The following is a 19,039-nucleotide window of genomic DNA, read 5'->3' as shown; positions in this document are numbered from 1 at the left end:
GACACGGGAGTGAGTGCGGGGCAGTGAACACGGCGAGGGTGCGGGATCGGGTCGCGGCGTCGGACCCGGGGCTGCTCCGGCTGGCCGCCGGTCTGCGCACGGTCGGCGCGATCGCGCTCACGCTGGCCGTGCTCGGTCTGGTGGGGGTGAGCGTCCGGCATCTGGTCGCGGGCGCCATCGCGGCGATGGTGGCGACCTTCGCCATCCGGGAGAAGCAGCGCGCCCCGCAGGCCGTGACCCTCGCCCTGGGCCTGCCGGTGGCGCTGGTCTCGATGTCCCTGGGCGCGCTCCTGAGTTCCCGTGTCGTGGCCGGCGACCTCTTCTTCGTCGCGCTGATCTTCTGCGCCGTCTACGGCCGCCGCTTCGGCGACCGCGGCACCGCGCTCGGGCTGATCGGTTTCCAGGTCTACTTCGTGTCGCTGTTCGTCGGCGCCACCGTCTCCGGACTGCCCGAGCTGTACGGCGTCCTCGGCGTCGCCTTCCTGTGCAGTGCGGCGGCGCGTTTCCTGCTGGTGCGGGAGACTCCAGCGGGCCTTCTCGAACGCCTGCGGGAGGCCTTCCGGGCCCGGCTGGCCCAGCTGGTGTCCGCGCAGCTCCAGTTGCTGGACGCGGGGCCCGACGAGATCGACGAGGCGCTGTCGGACGTACGCGAGAGGACGGCCCGGCTGCACGAGACGGCGCTGATGATCCAGGGGCGGCTGGAGGAGGGGACCTCCGACGCGGGCGCGGCGCGGCTCGTGCAGCGGCGGATCGCGGACGCCGAGATCACCGCCGAGCGGCTCGGCCTGCTGCTGCTGACGGCGAGAAGCGCCGAGCGGGCCGACACACTCACGCTGCACCTGCCGGGCGCGCCGGCCCCGCGTGCCGGTCGGATGCCCGGCCGGGACGAGGCGATGGGCAGGGTGCGCCGCGATCTGGAGGCGCTGCGCCTGCTGGTGCTGCGTCCGGTCGCCGCCCGGACCGGTACCGCGCTGTCCCAGGTCCGCAACCGCCTGCTGGGCTATCGCGAGGAGGAGAACCTGCCGGCCGCCCCGCCGGCCGTCCTGGACGTCTTCCGGGGCATCGGCGAGACCGCCCGCGCGGTCCTGGGCCTCAGGATCGCCCTGGACGGTCCGCAGGACGAGTCGGACGACTCCCCCGCGACCGCGCGTTCGCGCGAGGAGCTGGACGCCGAGGACGCCGTCATCGACGCCGACGGGGACGGCACCGAGGCGCAGGAGGAGCTGACGGGGCTCAGGCGGCCCACCACCCGGGCCGCGGTACAGGTGGCCGTGGGGTCGTCGCTCGCCATCGTCGGCGGCGAGTTCCTCTCCAGCCAGCGCTGGTACTGGGCGGTACTGACCTGCTGGATCGTCTTCATCAACACCGCGTCCACGGGGGAGATCCTGGTCAAGGGCTACCGCAGGCTGCTGGGGACCGTGCTCGGTGTGCTGGCCGGGATCGTGCTGGCGGGGGCGGTCGGGCAGCACACCTGGACGGCGTTCGCCCTGGTCCTGGTGCTGGTGTTCGCGATGTTCTACACCGCGCCGCTGTCCTACACGCTGATGTCGTTCTTCGTCACCGCCGCCCTGGGCCTGCTCTACACCCTGCTGCACACCTACAGCCTCTCGGTGCTGCTGCTGCGCGTGGAGGAGACCGCGCTCGGCGCGGCCTGCGGGGTGATCGCGGCGGCGTTCGTCCTGCCGGTGCGCACGGACCGCCGGACGAACGACCTGCTCGGTACCGTCCTGGAGCGGCTCGACGAGGTCACCGAGGCCGCCGTGGACCAGCTCAGCGGCGGTTCCCCCGTCGAACTGCTCGACCAGGCGCGCGACCTGGACCAGGCTTTGGCCGATCTGCGGGCGGCCACCCAGCCGCTCACACATCCGATCACGCCACTGCGGGCCCGGCGTGACACGGCCCGCTATGTGGTGGCGCTCCTTGAGACCTGTGCCTACCACGCGCGCTCGCTGGCGGCCACGGCCGAACTGCTGCCCACGCACCCCTCGATCGCGGCGGATCCCCGGCTGCGCCGGGCGGGCCGGCGCATCGGGGACAACATCGCGGCGATCGCGGCCCATGTGGCCGACGAGCGCTCCACAGCCGCCGTCCAGACCGGGCCGAGCATCGCGTCGCTCCTGGAGACCGAGGTCCCCGGCACTCCGCGCTTCGGCCGGGTCACCGACCGGGTGTTGCGGCACGTCCAGCGGCTGGACGAGACCCTGGTGGGCCTGGCCCGGCCGCTGAACGTGCCGGTTTCGCCGCCGAAACGCTAGTCAGAGGTCCGTGGGCAGGTCGCTCACCTCGGCGATGCCGCGCAGCTCGTCGTCGAGCCGTCGGCGTTCGCGGATGTAGTCGGCGATCTCGCCGAGGCGCACCGGGTCGGCGGCGGTGTCCGCGTCGGTGACCACCCGGACCGGGCCGGTGTCGTCGACGCGGAGCTCGATCACCTTGTTGTCCAGTCGGCCGGTGACGGCGGTGGCGATGACCAGGGCGGCCTCGTCACGGATCTCCTGGGGCAGCCCGTCCTGCTGACTGTCCTCGAGCGCGAAGTCCAGGGCGGGCAGGTGTTGTTCCTCGATCGCCCGCAGGACCGGATCGACCACGCTGAGCAGCAGCTCGTAGTCCTCCGATGCCATACGGATGCGCAGAAGGTCCAGGTAGACGTCCACGGGCCTACCGTCGGGCGGAAGCTCGGGTTCGTTCATGCGGCTCGGGTTCCCCGTGTGCCACCGATCAGACCCGCCGCCAGCGGGCCATCGCGAACGAGAACACCCCGAACAGCACCAGCCCTGCCGCGACCAGGACGAGCAGCCACGGGCCGAGCGGGGTGTCGGCGAACGAGCGGAGCGTGTCGTCGAGGCCCTTCGCCTTCCTGGGCTCGTAGTCGATCGCGGCACTGACGGCGAAGGCACCCGCCGCGGCGAACACGACGCCACGTGCCAGTCCGCCGCCCACGCCGGTCACGTCGACGAAATTCCTGACGCGCGGGCTCATCTCGGCGAGCTTCATCTCCTCGTGGAAGTGCCGGCGCAGTGCCTGCGCCGCGATCCACACGCCGGCCACCGCGACGCCGACCCCGGCCGCGCCCACCAGCCACTGTCCGGCCGGCCACTCCATGGCCCGGGCGGTGATGTCCCGGGACTGCTTGTCGCTGGATCCGCCGCCGCCGGAGCCGACGGCGAAGGACAGCACGGAGTAGGCGACGAACGCGTAGAAGACGCAGCGCAGGGCCGACAGCAGTCGTTTGCTCGCCTTGTGGCCGTCGGGACCGACCGCGCCGAACACGACCTCGGACAGCCGCCACAGGGCCATGCCGACGAGTCCGATGCCCAGTGCCCACAGGACGACGGAGCCGAAGGGTTTGTCGGAGAGAGCGGCGAGGGCGCCGCCGCGGTCGGCCTGGCGGTCGCCGTCGCCGAAGGCGATCTGCAGCGCCAGCACACCGACCAGCAGGTAGATCACCCCGCGCGCGGTGAGACCCGCGCGGGCGGCGCCCTCCGTGACGGAGCCGCGCGCCGCGCGCCGGACCTGCATCCGGCCGGGCTGTGCCGTGGAGCTCGTGGTCATGTCGACTCCTTCTGGTCCGGATGCCGTCCTGGCGGGCGGTCACACAGGGTGCGGTCGGTCCGCCAGTCGCGCGCGTTCGGGCATGGCCGCGAGCAGGCGGTGGGCGGTCTCCAGGGCCAGCCGTACGTCCCGGGTGCCGGTCGACACACAGAGCGTGTAGGCGAGGTCCCGGGCCCGTGGGCTGGGTTCGGCCGCCGCGGCGGCCTCCTTGGACCGCAGTGCCTCGTACGCGTCGACGAGGCGGCGCAGGAACGCGGGGTCGGGTATCAGCATCCGGCTCACTCCTCGTGTGCCCCGGCCGCGGGCGTGCCGTCGGCGGTGGCCTGGCGCCTCGACCGGTCGGCCAGGGCCTCGTCGCGCACGCGCGCGCAGCTGCGGCTGATGAGCCGGGAGACGTGCATCTGCGAGATGCCGAGCTGGTCGGCGATGCGACTTTGTGTCATGTCCTCGAAGAAGCGCATGTAGAGAATGGCGCGCTCGCGCTCGGGCAGCCGGCGCAGGCCCTCCTTGGCGGACTCGCGGTCGACCACGACGTCGTACGACGCGTCCGGGCCGCCCAGGGTGTCCGCGAGGCTGTAGCCGTCGTCGCCGGCCGAGAGCTCGGCGTCCAGGGACAGGGTGCTGAAGCTTTCGAGGGCCTCCAGGCCGGTGGTGACCTCTTCCTCGGTCAGACCGGTGTGAGCGGCGAGGTCGGCGGGGGTCGGTTCGGGGGAACCGGGGTTCTGGGTGAGCTCGCGTCGGGCCACCCGCACCTTGTTGCGCAGTTCCTGCACCCGGCGGGGCACCCGCAGGGCCCACATGCGGTCGCGGAAGTGACGCTTGACCTCGCCGGTGATGGTCGGTACGGCGTAGCTCTCGAAGGCTCCCCGCTCCGGTTCGAACCGGTCGATGGCCTTCACCAGGCCGAGTGCCGCGACCTGCCGCAGGTCCTCCAGGGACTCCCCGCGGTCGCGGAAGCGGCCCGCGATGCGGTGGGCCATGGGCAGCCAGGCGGTGACAAGCTCGTCGCGCAGCGCGTCGCGCTCGGGGCCTTCCGCCAGCCCGGCCAGCCGGGCGAAGAGAGCCATGGTGTCGGGGGCGTCGTCGTGCCGCCGCCTGCCGGAGGTGGTGGGACGGTCGTGGGTGGTGGGACGGTCGTGGGTGGTGGGACGGTCGTGGGTGGTGGGACGGTCGTGGGTGGTGGGACGGCTGGTCGACGTGTCGGTGAGCATGCGGATTCGCTCCTGAAGAACGGGTTCAGGGACTGACCGCGGGGGGTACGCCGCCGGACCACCGAAAGGGGGCCCCAGCAGCCATACCGCTCCCGCTGGCGCGCCTCCGGTCCGAAGCACGAAACTGCGTCTGCCCTGCTGTATGGGGCCCAAACACCGCTGGCGAAACTCCGTTTCGGAGGCTTCCCCAGCGGTGCCGCATCAGCCCAGGGGCACCATGGCGGTGATGCGTTTGCCGCCCGAGGGCAGGTCGGTCACCCGGACGTCCCGGGCCAGCCGGCACACGATGGGCCAGCCGTGGCCGCCGGGCCGCCACCTGCCGTGCGGATCGACGGGATCCTTGGTGACCGGCAGCGCGGCGCTGCGGTCGCTGACCGAGACGCACACGAGCCGGCCCTGGACGGAGACGCGGAAGTCGGTGATCCCGCCACCGTGCAGGATCGCGTTGGTGGTGAGTTCCGAGGCGACGAGCAGCGCGTCCGAGAGGGCCTGCGCGTTGCACGGGGTGTGCGTGACGCGGCAGCGTTCGGACACGGCCCGCTCCACCGCCCGGCGTGCCTCGGCCGGCCTGCGCGGCCGCGGCCGCCGGTCCACGACGAAGAGGTCGGGGGTGGCTTGGGTCCTGTGCTCCTCGCACATGACGTGGCTCCTGATCGAAGGAACGACTTACGGTCTGGTCGGTGCAGCAGAAGCCGGGCCCGGCCGACCCACGACACGGGGACCGCGTGGTGAGGTGCGCGTTCTCCGTGGGCCTCCTTAATCGGCTGACCCCTCCACGCCAGGTCAAACCTTCCCGTTTCGGGCGGATCGCCCGGTCATTCGATCGCGTTCCCGGGGTACGCGGACCACATGACGGATGTTGTGGACTCAGACGAACTGTTGCGCCGTATCCAGCGTGCCCGGGCCTGCGCGGCGGAGGAGGAACGGTCCTGGCGGGCGCAGAGCGAGGAGCTGCGCCCCACCGATCCGGACGCGGCCCGGGACGCCGCCGTACGCACGCTGGCCTACGAGGCCGTGGTGCGGGTGCTGGACGAGGTCGTCCGGCCGGGCAGCCGCTGACCAGCGGTCCGGGGCGCGTTGATTGACCGGCGCCCCGGCAGGGCACCCGGGGCCCATGACCGTCGACCACACCCAAGCACCGGTTCTGGAAGCCCTGGCCGACTACCACCGCCGGGGCCGGCTGTCCTTCGCGCCGCCGGGACACAAACAGGCCCGTGGAGCCGATCCCGCGGTGCGGGAGGCGCTGGGGGACGCGGTCTTCCTGGGGGACGTACTGGCGTCGGGCGGCCTGGACGACCGGCTCACCCGGGGGCGGGTGCTGGAGCGGGCCGAGGAGTTGATGGCCGACGCCGTGCACGCCGAGCACACCTTCTTCACCACGTGCGGGAGTTCCCTCTCGGTCAAGGCGGCGATGCTGGCCGTCGCGGGTCCGCACGAGAAGCTGCTGATCGGGCGGGACGCCCACAAGTCGGTGGTCTCGGGGCTGATCCTCTCCGGGATCGAGCCGGTCTGGGTCGAACCGAGGTGGGACCCCGAGCGCCATCTCGCGCACCCGCCCTCCGCCGCGGAGTTCGAGCAGGCCTTCGACGCCCACCCCGACGCGAAGGGCGCTCTCGTCGTCAGCCCGACTCCGTACGGTGGTTGCGCGGCCCTGGAGGACATCGCCGCGGTCTGCCACCGCCGTTCGGTCCCCCTGATCGTGGACGAGGCCTGGGGCGCGCATCTGCCCTTCCATCCCGATCTGCCGTCCTGGGCGATGGACGCGGGCGCCGACATCTGTGTGACCAGCATCCACAAGATGGGCAGCGGCCTTGAGCAGGGCTCAGTCTTCCATCTCCAGGGCGATCTCGTCCCGCCGGATCTGCTGAAGATGCGCGCCGACCTGCTGGGGTCCACGAGTCCCTCGGTGCTGATCTACGCCGGTCTGGACGGCTGGCGTCGGCAGATGGCTCTGCACGGCAAGGAGCTGATGGGCGGGGCGCTCGATCTGGCGGCCCGGGTCCGGTCCGCGATCGAGGAGATCGACGGGCTGCACGTCAACGACCGCGACGACTTCTGCGGGCCCGGCCTGGCCGACGACCTCGATCCGCTGCCCGGGGTCATCGACCTCACGGGCCTCGGGATCACCGGATTCCAGGCCGCGGACTGGCTGCGCGAGCACCGGAACATCGACGCGCACCTCACCGACCATCGCAGGATCGGCGCGCAGATCACCCACGCCGACGACGAGGAGACGACCGCCGAGTTGCTCGCGGCGCTCAGGGATCTCGCCCGGGCGGCGCCGGAGTTGGGCCCGGCCCCGCGGGTGGAGGTGCCGTCGGCGTCCGCGCTGCGGATGGAGCAGGTCGAGCTGCCCCGGGACGCGTTCTTCGGCCCGGCCGAGAACGTGCCGGTCGCCGAGGCGGCCGGGCGGGTCGCGGCGGAGATGATCACGCCGTATCCGCCGGGTATCCCGGCCGTGCTGCCCGGGGAGCGGCTGACGGAACCGGTACTGCGGTATCTGCGCACCGGGTTGGCCGCCGGCATGAACCTCCCCGATCCCGCCGACGCGAAGTTGGAGACGATCAGGGTCGTAAACGGATCCAACGAGTGAAACCGGTCACTCGACCGGGATCCGATTGCGCGAAATCGCCATGGATGGTTTACGGTTCATACACGTGGTGATGGAGTCGACGCACCGTCCTCCGGCACCACCCCTGACTGCCCTGGCTGGCCTCCCCCGTCCAGCCAGGGCTTTTCCATGCCGTGCGCAGATCCTCACATCCGCCGAGGTGCCCCGAACGGCGGCAGCCGCTGAAATGGGCGTAGGCACAACACCGGAATCCACCGCCGGCGAGGAGCCCCGCGTCATGACCAAAGCGACGAAACTGCTGAACGCACTTCCGCAGCCGCAGCGCCAGAGCCTGATGACGCTCGCCCGGGAGGTGTCCTTCCCCGAGGACTTCCACATCTTCGAGGCGGGCGGTACGGCCGACCGGTTCTGGGTCATCCGCTCCGGGGCGGTCTCCCTGACCCAGCAGGTGACCACCCACCAGCGGGTCACCGTCGCCGGGCTCGGCTCCGGCGACCTGCTCGGCTGGTCGTGGCTGTTCCCGCCGTACCAGTGGGACTTCGGCGCGGAGGCCTTCAGCCCGGTGCGGGCCTACGAGTTCGACGCGGCGGCGGTGCTGCGGCTGTGCGAGACGGACCGGCAGCTCGGGATGATCCTGGTCCGCAGCGTGGCCGAGATCCTCGCCCACCGCCTGGAGACCACCCGGGGCAAGCTGATGGAGCAGTACGGCTCGCACCACAGGGGCCGTCTGTAGGTCTCAGACGCGGTATCGGCGCAGTGCCGGGACCGCGAAGGCGAGACTCAGCATGACGGCGACGACCAGGAGGCCACCGCCGGCCACCGCGGTGCGGGCACCGAGGACCGAGCCGGCGGTGCCGTGCAGGACGTCGGCGAGGCGCGGGCCGCCCGCGACGACGACGGTGAAGACGCCCTGCATCCGGCCGCGCATCTCGTCGGTGGCGGCGGAGAGCAGGATCGCCCCGCGGAAGACCATCGAGACCATGTCGGCGACCCCGGCGGCGGCCAGGAAGACCACGGCGAGCCAGAGACTGCCGCTCAGCCCGAACCCGGTGATGGCCACGCCCCAGGCGACGACCGCCCCGATGACCATCCAGCCGTGCCGGCGGGCCCGGGAGAAGGTGCCGGAGAACAGCCCGCCGACCACCGCGCCGATCGGGATCGCGGCGAACAGCAGGCCCAGCGCGAGCCCTTCGCCGTACGGGGCGTAGGTCTCGGAGGCGAGCTGCGGGAACAGCGCCCGGGGCATGCCGAGGACCATGGCGACGATGTCGGCGAGGAAGGACAGAAGCAGCACCTTGTGCGCGGAGATGTACCGGAAGCCCTCCGCGATCTCGCGTACACCGGCCCGTCGCGCGACCGTGCTCGCCAGCGGCGGCAGGGACGGCAGCCGGTATACCGCCCACACCGTGACGCACAGTGCCAGGGCGTCGATGAGGTACAGCTCCGGCAGGCCGATCACCGGGATCAGCACACCCGCGAGCAGCGGGCCGATCACCTGACCGGTCTGCATGACGGTCGAGCCGAGGGCGTTGGCGGCGGGCAGCTGCCCCTCGGGGACCAGACGGGCGATGGAGGCGTTGCGGGCGGGCGCGTTCAGGCCCCAGAACGCCTGCTGCACCGCGAGCAGGACCATCAGGGCCGCCACCGAGTCGAGCCCGGCGACGGCCTGGAGCCAGAACAGCACCGAGGTGACGGCGATACCGGTGTTGGTGATCAGGAGCAGCTTGCGGCGGTCCATGGTGTCGGCGACCGCCCCGCCCCACAGCGCGAACACGATGAGCGGCAGCAGTCCGGCCATGCTCGCGGCGCCGACCCAGGCCGAGGAGCCCGTGATGTCGTAGATCTGCTTGGGCACCGCCACGGCGGTGAGCTGGCTGCCGACGGCCGTGACGATGGTCGAGCTCCACAGCCTGCGGTAGGCCGGAATGCGCAGCGGACGGGTGTCCATGGCCCAGCGGCGCCAGCCGCGGCGGGGCGGCGCCGCTTCCGCGGCCGGGGTCTGGGGTTCGGTGCTGCTCTCGCCGGTGTCCACGCGCTTCCTGGTTGCTCGTTACATCTAACGGATCCAGGGTTCACTATCGCAGTACCGTCCGGGAGTTCGGGACGCGGTGTCTCATCCTGCGGACTCCGCCTCGATGGATTTCATGCTCCGGCCACGAGCGCCGCGCCGAGGACGATCATCGTGACGGCGACCAGCCCGTCGAGGACCCGCCAGGCGGCCGGCCTGGCCAGGAAGCGGCTGAGCAGCCGGGCCCCGAAGCCGAGCGCGGCGAACCAGCACAGGCTCGCGAGCACCGCGCCGAGTCCGAAGGTCCAGCGCAGTGGGCCGCGGTCGGCGGCGACGGAGCCGAGCAGGAACACGGTGTCGAGGTAGACGTGCGGGTTGAGCCAGGTCATCGCCAGACAGGTCAGCACCGCCCGCCTGCGGGAGCCCGCCGCCTCGCCCTCCGCCCGCAGGCCCGACTGCCCCGGCCGGAAGACCCGGCGGGCGGCGAGGGCGCCGTAGCAGAGCAGGAATCCACCGCCGATCCAGCCGACCAGGGTCAGCGCGCCCGGCCAGGCGACCACCACGGCCCCGACACCACCGACCCCGAGAGCGATGAGCAGGGCGTCGGACAGGGCGCAGATGCCGACGACGGCGAGGACCGCGTCGCGCCGGATGCCCTGACGCAGGACGAAGGCGTTCTGGGCGCCGATGGCGACGATGAGCGAGAGACCGGTGCCGAAGCCTGCGGCAGCGGCGGACAGAGAGGCTGGCATGGCTTCGACGGTACGGAGACGATCACTTCGCGTACAGCTAAAGATTCTTAAGTATCGTTAGTTGTCGTGATGATGACCGAGCTTCCCCTGGATCAGGTACGGACTCTGCTCGCGGTTGTCGACGAGGGCACGTTCGACGCGGCGGCGGCCGCGTTGCATGTGACGCCGTCCGCGGTGAGTCAGCGGGTGAAGGCGCTGGAGCAGCGCACGGGTCGGGTGCTGCTGGTGCGCACCAAGCCGGTCCGGCCGACCGAGTCGGGCGAGGTGGTGGTGCGGTTCGCCCGGCAGCTGGCCCGGCTCGAGCGGGACGCGCTCGCCGAGCTCGGGATGCCGGGTGAGGGCGAGGTGACGCGGGTGTCGGTCGCGGTGAACGCGGACTCGCTCGCGACCTGGTTCCTGGGGGCGCTCAGGCGGGTTCCGCAGCGGGAGCGGCTCTGCTTCGAGCTGCGGCGGGAGGACGAGACGCGTACCGCCGAACTGCTGCGGGAGGGGCTCGTGATGGCGGCGGTGACGTCGTCACCGGAGGCGGTGGCGGGGTGTTCCGTGCGGACGCTGGGGCGGATGCGGTATCTCGCGGCGGCGAGTCCGGGGTTCGTGGAGCGGTGTCTCGGGGGGTCGTTGGGGGATGCGCTGGCCGAGGCTCCGGTGATGACGTTCGACCGGAGTGACGACATCCAGGACGGGTTCCTGCGGAAGCTGGGGCGGGGTGGGGCGAGCCGGGTGCGGCATGCGGTGCCTACGTCGGAGGGGTTCCTGGAGTCGGTTGTGTTGGGGTTGGGGTGGGGGATGGTGCCGGAGATTCAGGCGGGTTCGCTGCTGCGGGCAGGGCGGTTGGTGTCGCTGGCGCCGGATCTTCCGGTGGATGTTCCGTTGTACTGGCAGCAGTGGAAGCTGGATTCGCCGGCGTTGGGGGTAGTGGCGGAGGCGGTGGTCTCGGCTGCCGGGGAGATTTTGCGCGCCTGAGGATGTGCCACGGTCCCGCGCCCCTTCAGGGCGCCTTCCGGAGCCGTACCTCTGCACTGTCCAGGAGCATGTCCAGCGCCGTCTCGTATGCGCTGGTGACCATGCGGGTCGCCAGTAGGGGTGCTGCCTCCGCGATGCGCGGGTAGCGGTCGGCGGGCAAGTGGGCGTAGGTCGAGCGCCACATGGACTCGTCCGCGTCCAGCGCCTCGCTCGGCAGGGCCAGGGACGCCGCGTCCAGGGCCGCGAAAGCCAGCGTCTGGTCGATGAAGGCGTGGTAGATGCGGACCGTGTCCGCGAGCGGGAAGCCCGCCCTGCGCAGGATGTCCAGGACCGCCTCGTCTGCCGCCAGTTCGTTCGCTCGGCCCGTGACCCTGTTGGTCGTCAGCAGCGCGGCTTGGGGGTGGGCCACGTAGGCGGCGTGGATGCGTAGACCCGTGGAGCGCAGATCGTCCCGCCACTCCCCCGTCGGCTCCCAGCCCTCCAACGCCTGTCCGATCAGTGCGTCGCCGATGGCCAGCGTCAGTTCGTCCATGCCGCGGAAGTAGCGGTAGAGCGTGCTCGGGTCGGCGTCCAGAGCCAGGCCCAGGCGGCGGGCGGTGAGGCCGCTGCTGCCGTGTTCGCGGAGCATGCGCAGGGCCGTCTCGACGATCAGCCGCTCCGACAGCACCGTGCCGCTCTTGGTGGGCCTGCGCCGACGGCGCTTCTCCTCGGGGACCACGGGCTTCGGCATCGCAGGCCTCCTTATGCCAACGCCATTGACCTTAAACCAGCACACGGCGTTGTATCTCCGCCAGGGCCCCGTACATCTGCGACCTTCGACCCGACAGGGAGTGTTTTGTCATGCGTGTACTGCTCGTGGGCGCCGGAGGCGTCGGTACCGCCATCACCCGGATCGCCGCCCGGCGGCCGTTCTTCGACGCGATGGTCGTCGCCGACTACGACCTCGCGCGCGCCGAGTCCGCGGTGGCCGCGCTCGGTGAGCGGGCCGGCCGGTTCTCCGCCGAGCGCGTGGACGCGAGCGACGAGCCGGCCGTCACCGCGCTGCTGGAGCGGCACGCCTGTGACGTGCTGCTCAACGCCACCGACCCGCGGTTCGTGATGCCGCTGTTCCGGGCGGCGCGGTCCGCCGGTGCGGCCTACGTCGACATGGCGATGTCCCTGTCGTATCCGCATCCCGAGCGGCCGTACGAGGAGTGCGGGGTCAAGCTCGGCGACGAGCAGTTCGCGCAGGCCGAGGAGTGGGAGAAGGCGGGCGCGCTGGCTCTGGTCGGCATGGGTGTGGAGCCGGGGTTGTCGGACGTCTTCGCCCGGTACGCGGCCGACGAACTGTTCGACGAGATCGAGGAGATCGGAATCCGCGACGGCGCGAACCTCACCGTGGACGGCTATGACTTCGCCCCGTCCTTCAGCATCTGGACCACCATCGAGGAGTGCCTGAACCCGCCCGTTGTCTACGACGCCGACCGCGGCTGGTTCACGACGGAACCCTTCAGCGAGCCCGAGGTCTTCGACTTCCCCGAGGGCATCGGCCCCGTCGAGTGTGTGAACGTGGAGCACGAGGAGGTGCTGCTCGTCCCCCGCTGGGTGGGCGCGCGCCGGGTGACCTTCAAGTACGGCCTGGGCCGCGAGTTCATCGAGACGCTGAAGACGCTGCACCTGCTCGGCCTGGACCGCACCGAGCCGGTGACCGTGCCGAGCGCCGCCGGGCCGGTCGCGGTCTCACCCCGGGACGTCGTGGCCGCGTGTCTGCCCGATCCGGCGACGCTCGGCGACCGGATGCACGGCAAGACCTGTGCCGGCACCTGGGTGAAGGGCGTCAAGGACGGGGCGCCGCGCGAGGTGTACCTCTACCACGTGGTCGACAACCAGTGGTCGATGGCGGAGTACGGCTGTCAGGCGGTGGTGTGGCAGACCGCGGTGAACCCGGTCGTCGCCCTCGAACTCCTCGCCACGGGCGCCTGGTCGGGCACGGGTGTCCTCGGCCCGGAGGCCTTCCCGGCCCGCCCCTTCCTGGACCTGCTGACCGCGTACGGCTCCCCGTGGGGCGTTCGCGAGCAGTGATCCGTGGGCCGTCCCACAGGACCCGGTTGTTTCACCGCGCATCGACAGGTGACCCGAAATCGAGTAAGGCATCCACGAGGGCACGTACGACTCGATCGCAGGTGACTTTGATGGACAACTGGCGCAACCATGCCGCGTGCCGCCACGAGGACCCCGACCTCTTCTTCCCGATCGGCACCACCGGCCCCGCACTGGTACAGACGGAGCAGGCCAAGTCGGTCTGCCGACGCTGCCCCGTCCAGCAGCAGTGCCTGGAGTGGGCCCTGGACACCGGGCAGGGCATCGGTGTCTGGGGTGGCACCAGCGAGACAGAACGCCGCGCGCTGGCCCGGCGCGCGGCGGCAGCGAGGAGAAGGGCCCGCTGAGAGACCGTTCAGCGGCCCGTACGGCGCAGTGGACCCCAGGAGTTCTCCTGGGTACGCGCTCGCCACAAAGGGAATCGGAGGTACGGCTACGATGTCGGGCCCCCGGGCAGCCGCAGGGTGAAGACACTGCCGGTGCCGGGCTCGCTCGTCGCCTCGACCGTGCCGCCGTGGGCGGCGACCAGGTGGCGGACGATGGGCAGACCCAGGCCGCTGCCTCCGGTACGGCGACTGCGGGACTTCTCCGCCCGCCAGAACCGGTCGAAGACATGCGGCAGGTCGTCGGGCGCGATGCCGGTGCCGGTGTCGGCGACCTCCAGGACGACGTCGTCGCCGTCGCGGCGCGCGGACACAGTGACGGAACCGCCGGGCGGGGTGTGGCGCAGCGCGTTGGAGACCAGGTTTCCGAGCACCTGCCGCATCCGCACCGGATCCGCGTCCAGCCACGCCTCGCCGCCGACGTCGGTGCGCAACTCGACCCGGGCCGCACCGGCCGCGACTCGGTGGGCCGCGGCGACCTGTTGGAGGAGTTCGTCGCAGCGCACCGGCTCCCGGTGCAGTCGCAGGGTGCCGGCGTCGGCGTCGGCGAGGTCCTGGAGATCGTCGATGACACGCTGGAGGACGAGGGCCTCCTCGTGCAGGGAGCCGAGCAGGGCGGGGTCGGGGTCGACGACGCCGTCCCGGGTGACCTCCAGCCAGCCGCGGATGTTGGTGAGCGGGCTGCGCAGTTCGTGCGCGATGTCGCTGACCATCTCCTTGCGCTGGGCCTCGATGCGTTCGCGGCGTTCGGTGAGGTCGTTGAAGGCGGCGGCGAGAATGCCGGTCTCGTCCCGGGTGGTGACGGGCACGCGCACATGGAGTTCCGGCGGCTGCTGGGCCGCCGCGGTCAGTGCGCGCAGCGGCCGCACCAGCCTGGTGGCGACCAGGGCGGTCGCGGCGACGGTGACGGCGAGGACGAGTCCGGCGGTGCCGACGACCTTGGCCTTGTTGGCCGGGGACATGTCGAACAGCACCGCGGGAGTGTCGCCGGTCCCGAGGAAGAGTTCGGCGACCGGTGCCACGTACGGGTCGAGCTGGGTGCGCCGGGCCTCGTCCCGGCAGGGCTGCGCCAGGCGCGCCTCCTTGTCACCGAGCTTGCCTCCCAGAGGGTCGCGCACATCCAGCCCGACCGGTCCACCGCCCAGCAGCGCGGCGTATCCGGGGTTCAGTCCGGCCTTGGTCAGGCAGCCTCTGGCCAGTTCCATGAGCGCCTTCGTCGCCTTCTCCTCCGTCGGGGTCGGTGTGTTGAGCCGTCCGTCGGCGCAGGCGTCGGGCACGTAGTCGGGCGCGGAGCCGCTGTCCGGGTCGGTGAGGACCGTCCGCCCGCTCGGAGTGCGGCTCAGGTCCGTCTCCAGACCGACCTGGGAGAAGCAGAGCTGCCGCTTGCGTGCCAGGGCGTCGACCTTGACGCGTTCCGCCTCGGTGAGCCGGTACGGGCCCACCGCTCGCGGGTCGATGCCGGGGATCTGGGCGCCGCGCTCGCTGTAGGTGTCGGTGTGCAGCGGGTCGACGGCGGCGGCCGCGCTCGGTGGCAGGGAAGTGCCCGCCCGCGCGGAGTCGGCGATGATGCGGCGCGTCGAGGTGGTCAGGGCGATACGGCGGCCGGTCCTGGCCGACAGCTTCCGTACCGTCTCCGCCACTTGGGACCAGTCGGGATGGGTCGCCGCGTAACCACTGAGCTCGGCGAGGACCTCCATGTCGTCGGCGAGCGCCTGCCCCTGCTCCTCGCGCAGGGCCTGGGTGGTGGTCGCCACGGCCAGCCAGGCGGTCGCGGCCACCGAGCACACGGCGATCAGCCCGGACGTGATCAGCAGCCGCACCAAGAGCCGCTTGTGCAGCGGTATACGCGCGCTCATCCGCGCCCGCCGCTCAGCTTGTAGCCGACGCCGAACACCGTCAGCAGCCGCACCGGGCGCCGCGGATCGGCCTCGATCTTGCGGCGCAGGTTCATGATGTGGACGTCCACGGCCCGTTCGGTGGAGGCCCGGTCGGTGCCCCGGGTGACCTCGAGCAACTGCCGCCGGGAGAACACCCGTTCCGGCTCGGCGACCATGGCGAGGAGGATCTCGAACTCGGCCGGGGTGCACTCCACGGGCGCTCCGTCGCAGCGCACCTCGTGCCGCACGGGATCGACCGCGAGATCTCCCGCGCGTACGACGGGATCCTCACGTCGGCTCGCCGGTTCCCCCCGTCCGCTGCGCCTGAGAACGGTCCGGATGCGGGCCATCAGCTCGCGCGGACTGTAGGGCTTGGTCACGTAGTCGTCGGCGCCCAGTTCCAGGCCGAGCAGGACGTCGTCCTCGGCCGAACGCGCGGTGAGCATCACCACGGGGATCTCGGGGATGCCGTCGTCCCGCCGCAGCACCCGGCACACCCCGAAGCCGTCGATCACCGGCAGCATCAGGTCCAGGACGACGAGGTCGGGGGCGAGCCGCCGGGCCGCGTCCAGGGCGGCCCGGCCGTCGTGGACCACGGTGGCGGTGTGACCCTCCGCCAGCAGGGACCGTCGTATGAGTTCGGCCTGCATCTCGTCGTCCTCGGCTACCAGCACATGTGCGCACACCCGGCGGATCCTAGGCGGTTCAGCGGGACAGGGAGGCCGCGTCGCCCATGACGACGACGGGACGCAGGTCCGGGTCCAGGGCGCGGAGCAGGTCCTTCATGTGCTTCTCGGCGACGCTGACGCAGCCGTGTGTGGGTCCGCCGTGGTCGACGTGCAGCCATATCCCGCCCCCGCGGCCCGAGCCCATGGGCCGGGTCCAGTCCAGGGGTGAAGTGCCGGGCCGGCGGTTGTAGTTGATGGCGATCACGTAGTCGAAGGAACCGGCCAGCGGCTCGCCCTCGAAGCCTGTGCCCGGCGCGGTGAAGCTGGTGGAGCGGTCGTACGGCAGCTTCGTCCCGGGGTCCTTCAGCAGCCCTCCGGCGTCGGTGAGGGTGTAGACGCCGATCGGTGAGTGCAGGTCGCCGGCGAGGTGGTGGTCGGTCCAGCCCCTGAGGGCGTTGTGCGCGGGCCAGCTCGCGCCGGCCTGCCAGCCGGCCTCGGTGCGCTCGTACAGGACGACGGCCGAGTCCGAGGAGTCGCGGCCCTTACCGGTGACGACCACGGCCTGCCGGGTGCCGGCCGGTATTTTCGCCCAGGTCTTCGGACCGAGTCCGGGTATCTGCTGGGGCGCGACCTCGACGGAGATCTCCGGCGAGGGTGTGGGCTCCGGAGTCTCCCGGGAAGGCGCGGGTGCGCCCTCCGTACTGGCCACGGCACCGCCGCCGCACCCCGCGAGAAGCAGGGGTGCGGCGAGCAGGGCCAGGTGGGTTCTGCGTGTGATCATGGACCGACTCTGGCCGATACTTGTAAGGAACTCGTCAGGTTCTAGGGCCTGTTCGGCTTTCCCGGCGTGTAGAGCCAGGTCTGGAACAGCCCGTCGAGCTTCTTCCCCGAGATCTGTTCGGCCAGTCGTATGAACTGGGCGGTGGTTCCGTTGCCGTCGCGGTGTGCCGCGGCCCAGGCGGGCAGGATCCGGAAGAAGGCCCGGTCACCGACGGTCGTGCGCAGGACGTGCAGGGTCATGGCGCCGCGGGCGTAGACGGGGGTGCCGAAGATGTTGGCGCCGCTGCCGGGGTCGCCCGGCGGGAACTCCCACAGGTCGTCGCTCGCGGGTTGTGCGTAGAGGTCGTCGAAGGTCTTCTGCGCGCTGTCGCCACCGTGCTGTTCGGCGTAGAGCCACTCCGCGTAGGTCGCGAAACCCTCGTTGAGCCAGATGTCCTTCCAGGAGGTCAGCGAGACGGAGTCGCCGAACCACTGGTGGGCGCTCTCGTGGACGAGGGTGCTCAGGTCGGGGGCCCGGTCGTAGACCGGTCGGGACTGGGTCTCCAGCGCGTAGCCGACGTTCGGGGCTCGGTCCACGATCGACCCTGCGGCGCGGAACGGGTACGGGCCGAACAGCTTGCTCTCCCACTCCAGGACCGACGGCAGGTGCTTCAGGACGGGGGCCGCGGCGGAGGCCTCGCGCGGGTCGACGGCGTTGTAGACGCGTATGCCGTTCCTGGTGGTGAACTGCTCCACCTCGAACTTCCCGACGGTCGCCGTGGCCAGGTAGGCGGCCATGGGCTCGCTCTGGCGCCAGCGGAACGTGGTCTTTCCCTGCGCGGTCCGCTGCGAGAGGAGGACGCCGTTGGCGACGGCGGTGCGCCCCTCGGGGACGGTGATGGTGAAGTCGTACGACGACTTGTCCGTGGGGTGGTTGTTCGCCGGGAACCAGGTCATGGCGCCCTGTGGCTCCCCGGCGACGAAGGCGCCGTCGTCGGTGGGGATCCAGCCGTCGAGCGAGCCGTCGGGGTCGGTGACGGGTCCGGGCTTGCCCTGGTAGGAGACGGTGACGGTGAACCGTTCCCCCTTGCGCAGGGCGTGCTTCGGGGTGACGACGAGTTCCTGTCCGTCCCGGCGGAAGTCGGCCTTGGTGTGACCGACTGTCAGGCCGGTGACGGTCAGTCCCTCGAAGTCGAGGTCGAAGCGGCTGAGGCGCTGGGTGGCGCGGGCGGTGAGGACCGCCTTGCCGTCGAGGTGTCCGCTGCCGGGGTCGTAACGGAGTGCCAGGTCGTAGTGGCCGACGTGGTAGCCGCCGTTGCCGGCGAGCGGGAAGTAGGGGTCCCCGGCTCCGGACGCGCCCGGCGACGGGGGTGACGCGGCGCCGAGCACCGCCACGAGGGCGACGGGGGTGGTGACGAGAACGAAAGTGCGTCTGACGGCCTGCGGCACGTGCACTCCTCCAGGTGGGGGGGGCGGGCAACGGCTTCACACTAAAGGCCGCCTCATCCGCAACTCACCCTGCGGCAGGTCAAGTCGTGGCGCGGGTCGCAGTACGCTCCGACGCACTCACCCTTCGTCGAGAGGCCTCCCGTGAGCGTTCGCATCCGTCGCGTCTACGAACCCCCGGAGCCGGAGGACGGCGTGCGCGTCCTGGTCGACCGGCTGTGGCCGCGCGGCCTGTCCAAGGGCGCCGCCCGCGTGGACGAGTGGCCGAAGGCGCTCACCCCGTCGACCGAGCTGCGCCGCTGGTACCACGCCGGCGAGGGGTCGTACGAGGAGTTCGCCGAGCGGTACGAGGCGGAACTGGCCGATCCCGAGGCGGCCGAACTCCTCGACCGCGTCCGGGAGTTGGCGGCCAAGGGGGACGTGACCCTCCTGACGGCGTCGAAGACACCGGAGCAGAGCCACGCCACGGTGCTGGTGCGGCTGTTGGAGGCCTAGACCTGTCCGGCGGGGTGGGCCAGCGCAGGGGCCCGGCACACGGATCTGCGCCCACCGGACCCCGACCACCCGCACTCCCACACCCCGACGCCGACGCCGACGCACCTACGAGCCCCAGTCGGATCGGCGGGCCCTGCGCCGACGCCCCAGGCACCCAGCACGCAGAACTGCGCCCCACAGAACCCCGACCACCCGCACTCCCACACCCCGACGCCGACGCCGACGCACCTACGAGCCCCAGTCGGATCGGCGGGCCCTGCGCCGACGCCCCAGGCAC

20 protein-coding genes are annotated in these 19,039 nt (G+C 71.6%); 8 read left to right on the top strand and 12 right to left on the bottom strand.

Annotated features, from left to right (window positions below; all coding sequences use genetic code 11):
• Positions 1–23: 23 nt before the first annotated feature.
• Positions 24–2,255 carry an FUSC family protein gene (locus AB0D34_RS44820; protein ID WP_362673412.1) on the top strand — a complete coding sequence of 744 codons (2,232 nt, stop codon included), beginning with the start codon at positions 24–26 and terminating at the stop codon, positions 2,253–2,255.
• Here AB0D34_RS44820 and AB0D34_RS44815 read toward each other — a convergent pair whose 3' ends face one another.
• From AB0D34_RS44815 to AB0D34_RS44795, 5 genes are all read right to left on the bottom strand, one after another.
• Entirely contained in the window at positions 2,256–2,687 is a 432-nt protein-coding gene (locus tag AB0D34_RS44815; RefSeq protein WP_362673410.1) for a hypothetical protein, read from the bottom strand.
• A gap of 28 nt (positions 2,688–2,715) precedes the next feature.
• Positions 2,716–3,549: a DUF1206 domain-containing protein gene (locus tag AB0D34_RS44810; RefSeq protein ID WP_362673408.1), complete on the bottom strand. Its 834-nt coding sequence runs from the start codon at positions 3,547–3,549 to the stop codon at positions 2,716–2,718.
• 39 nt (positions 3,550–3,588) lie between these two features.
• A complete protein-coding gene (locus tag AB0D34_RS44805; RefSeq protein WP_362673406.1) occupies positions 3,589–3,822 on the bottom strand; it encodes a DUF5133 domain-containing protein in 234 nt (77 codons plus the stop codon).
• Between the two features lie 5 nt (positions 3,823–3,827).
• Entirely contained in the window at positions 3,828–4,760 is a 933-nt protein-coding gene (locus AB0D34_RS44800; protein WP_362673404.1) for a SigB/SigF/SigG family RNA polymerase sigma factor, read from the bottom strand.
• A 201-nt stretch (positions 4,761–4,961) separates the two neighbouring features.
• The gene (locus AB0D34_RS44795; RefSeq protein ID WP_362673401.1) at positions 4,962–5,399 is read right to left on the bottom strand and encodes an ATP-binding protein; all 438 of its coding nucleotides are present in this window, start codon (positions 5,397–5,399) and stop codon (positions 4,962–4,964) included.
• A gap of 210 nt (positions 5,400–5,609) precedes the next feature.
• On the opposite strand from AB0D34_RS44795, the gene AB0D34_RS44790 reads away from it, so the two are divergent.
• From AB0D34_RS44790 to AB0D34_RS44780, 3 genes are all read left to right on the top strand, one after another.
• A complete protein-coding gene (locus tag AB0D34_RS44790) occupies positions 5,610–5,819 on the top strand; it encodes a hypothetical protein (protein ID WP_362673400.1) in 210 nt (69 codons plus the stop codon).
• A gap of 55 nt (positions 5,820–5,874) precedes the next feature.
• Positions 5,875–7,353 (top strand): aminotransferase class I/II-fold pyridoxal phosphate-dependent enzyme, encoded by a 1,479-nt coding sequence (locus AB0D34_RS44785; RefSeq protein ID WP_362673397.1) that lies wholly within the window; start codon positions 5,875–5,877, stop codon positions 7,351–7,353.
• A 256-nt stretch (positions 7,354–7,609) separates the two neighbouring features.
• Complete coding sequence (locus AB0D34_RS44780; RefSeq protein WP_362673394.1) at positions 7,610–8,065, top strand: cyclic nucleotide-binding domain-containing protein; 456 nt, start codon at positions 7,610–7,612, stop codon at positions 8,063–8,065.
• Positions 8,066–8,068: 3 nt separating this feature from the next.
• Here AB0D34_RS44780 and AB0D34_RS44775 read toward each other — a convergent pair whose 3' ends face one another.
• Together AB0D34_RS44775 and AB0D34_RS44770 are read right to left on the bottom strand one after the other, a co-directional pair.
• Positions 8,069–9,364, bottom strand: a complete 1,296-nt coding sequence (locus AB0D34_RS44775) for an MFS transporter (protein ID WP_362673391.1) — start codon at positions 9,362–9,364, stop codon at positions 8,069–8,071.
• A 110-nt stretch (positions 9,365–9,474) separates the two neighbouring features.
• Positions 9,475–10,092, bottom strand: a complete 618-nt coding sequence (locus AB0D34_RS44770) for a LysE/ArgO family amino acid transporter (RefSeq protein WP_362673388.1) — start codon at positions 10,090–10,092, stop codon at positions 9,475–9,477.
• A 69-nt stretch (positions 10,093–10,161) separates the two neighbouring features.
• On the opposite strand from AB0D34_RS44770, the gene AB0D34_RS44765 reads away from it, so the two are divergent.
• Positions 10,162–11,055 carry a LysR family transcriptional regulator ArgP gene (locus AB0D34_RS44765; RefSeq protein WP_362673439.1) on the top strand — a complete coding sequence of 298 codons (894 nt, stop codon included), beginning with the start codon at positions 10,162–10,164 and terminating at the stop codon, positions 11,053–11,055.
• Between the two features lie 25 nt (positions 11,056–11,080).
• Here the strand turns inward: AB0D34_RS44765 and AB0D34_RS44760 are convergent, their stop codons facing one another.
• Complete coding sequence (locus tag AB0D34_RS44760; RefSeq protein ID WP_362673386.1) at positions 11,081–11,785, bottom strand: TetR/AcrR family transcriptional regulator; 705 nt, start codon at positions 11,783–11,785, stop codon at positions 11,081–11,083.
• Positions 11,786–11,895: 110 nt separating this feature from the next.
• On the opposite strand from AB0D34_RS44760, the gene AB0D34_RS44755 reads away from it, so the two are divergent.
• The gene (locus tag AB0D34_RS44755; protein WP_362673385.1) at positions 11,896–13,116 is read left to right on the top strand and encodes a saccharopine dehydrogenase C-terminal domain-containing protein; all 1,221 of its coding nucleotides are present in this window, start codon (positions 11,896–11,898) and stop codon (positions 13,114–13,116) included.
• Positions 13,117–13,226: 110 nt separating this feature from the next.
• Positions 13,227–13,481, top strand: a complete 255-nt coding sequence (locus tag AB0D34_RS44750; RefSeq protein WP_362673382.1) for a WhiB family transcriptional regulator — start codon at positions 13,227–13,229, stop codon at positions 13,479–13,481.
• Positions 13,482–13,567: 86 nt separating this feature from the next.
• Here AB0D34_RS44750 and AB0D34_RS44745 read toward each other — a convergent pair whose 3' ends face one another.
• Genes AB0D34_RS44745 through AB0D34_RS44730 form a run of 4 tightly spaced genes read right to left on the bottom strand, consistent with a single transcriptional unit; the run spans position 13,568 to position 18,270 of the window.
• Positions 13,568–15,373: a HAMP domain-containing sensor histidine kinase gene (locus tag AB0D34_RS44745; protein WP_362673379.1), complete on the bottom strand. Its 1,806-nt coding sequence runs from the start codon at positions 15,371–15,373 to the stop codon at positions 13,568–13,570.
• A complete protein-coding gene (locus tag AB0D34_RS44740) occupies positions 15,370–16,080 on the bottom strand; it encodes a response regulator transcription factor (protein WP_362673377.1) in 711 nt (236 codons plus the stop codon). The genes AB0D34_RS44745 and AB0D34_RS44740 overlap by 4 nt, the downstream gene beginning before the upstream one ends.
• Positions 16,081–16,099: 19 nt before the next feature.
• Positions 16,100–16,843 (bottom strand): L,D-transpeptidase family protein, encoded by a 744-nt coding sequence (locus AB0D34_RS44735; protein WP_362673375.1) that lies wholly within the window; start codon positions 16,841–16,843, stop codon positions 16,100–16,102.
• Between the two features lie 41 nt (positions 16,844–16,884).
• Complete coding sequence (locus AB0D34_RS44730) at positions 16,885–18,270, bottom strand: M1 family metallopeptidase (RefSeq protein ID WP_362673373.1); 1,386 nt, start codon at positions 18,268–18,270, stop codon at positions 16,885–16,887.
• Positions 18,271–18,411: 141 nt separating this feature from the next.
• On the opposite strand from AB0D34_RS44730, the gene AB0D34_RS44725 reads away from it, so the two are divergent.
• Complete coding sequence (locus tag AB0D34_RS44725; protein WP_362673372.1) at positions 18,412–18,762, top strand: DUF488 family protein; 351 nt, start codon at positions 18,412–18,414, stop codon at positions 18,760–18,762.
• Positions 18,763–19,039: the final 277 nt, after the last annotated feature.

Origin of the sequence: Streptomyces sp. NPDC048420 (assembly GCF_040651535.1) — a bacterium.
In the GTDB taxonomy this organism is placed as follows: domain Bacteria; phylum Actinomycetota; class Actinomycetes; order Streptomycetales; family Streptomycetaceae; genus Streptomyces.
The sequence above is the reverse complement of the archived record's forward strand: the minus strand, read 5'-3'. Positions and strand labels throughout refer to the sequence as shown.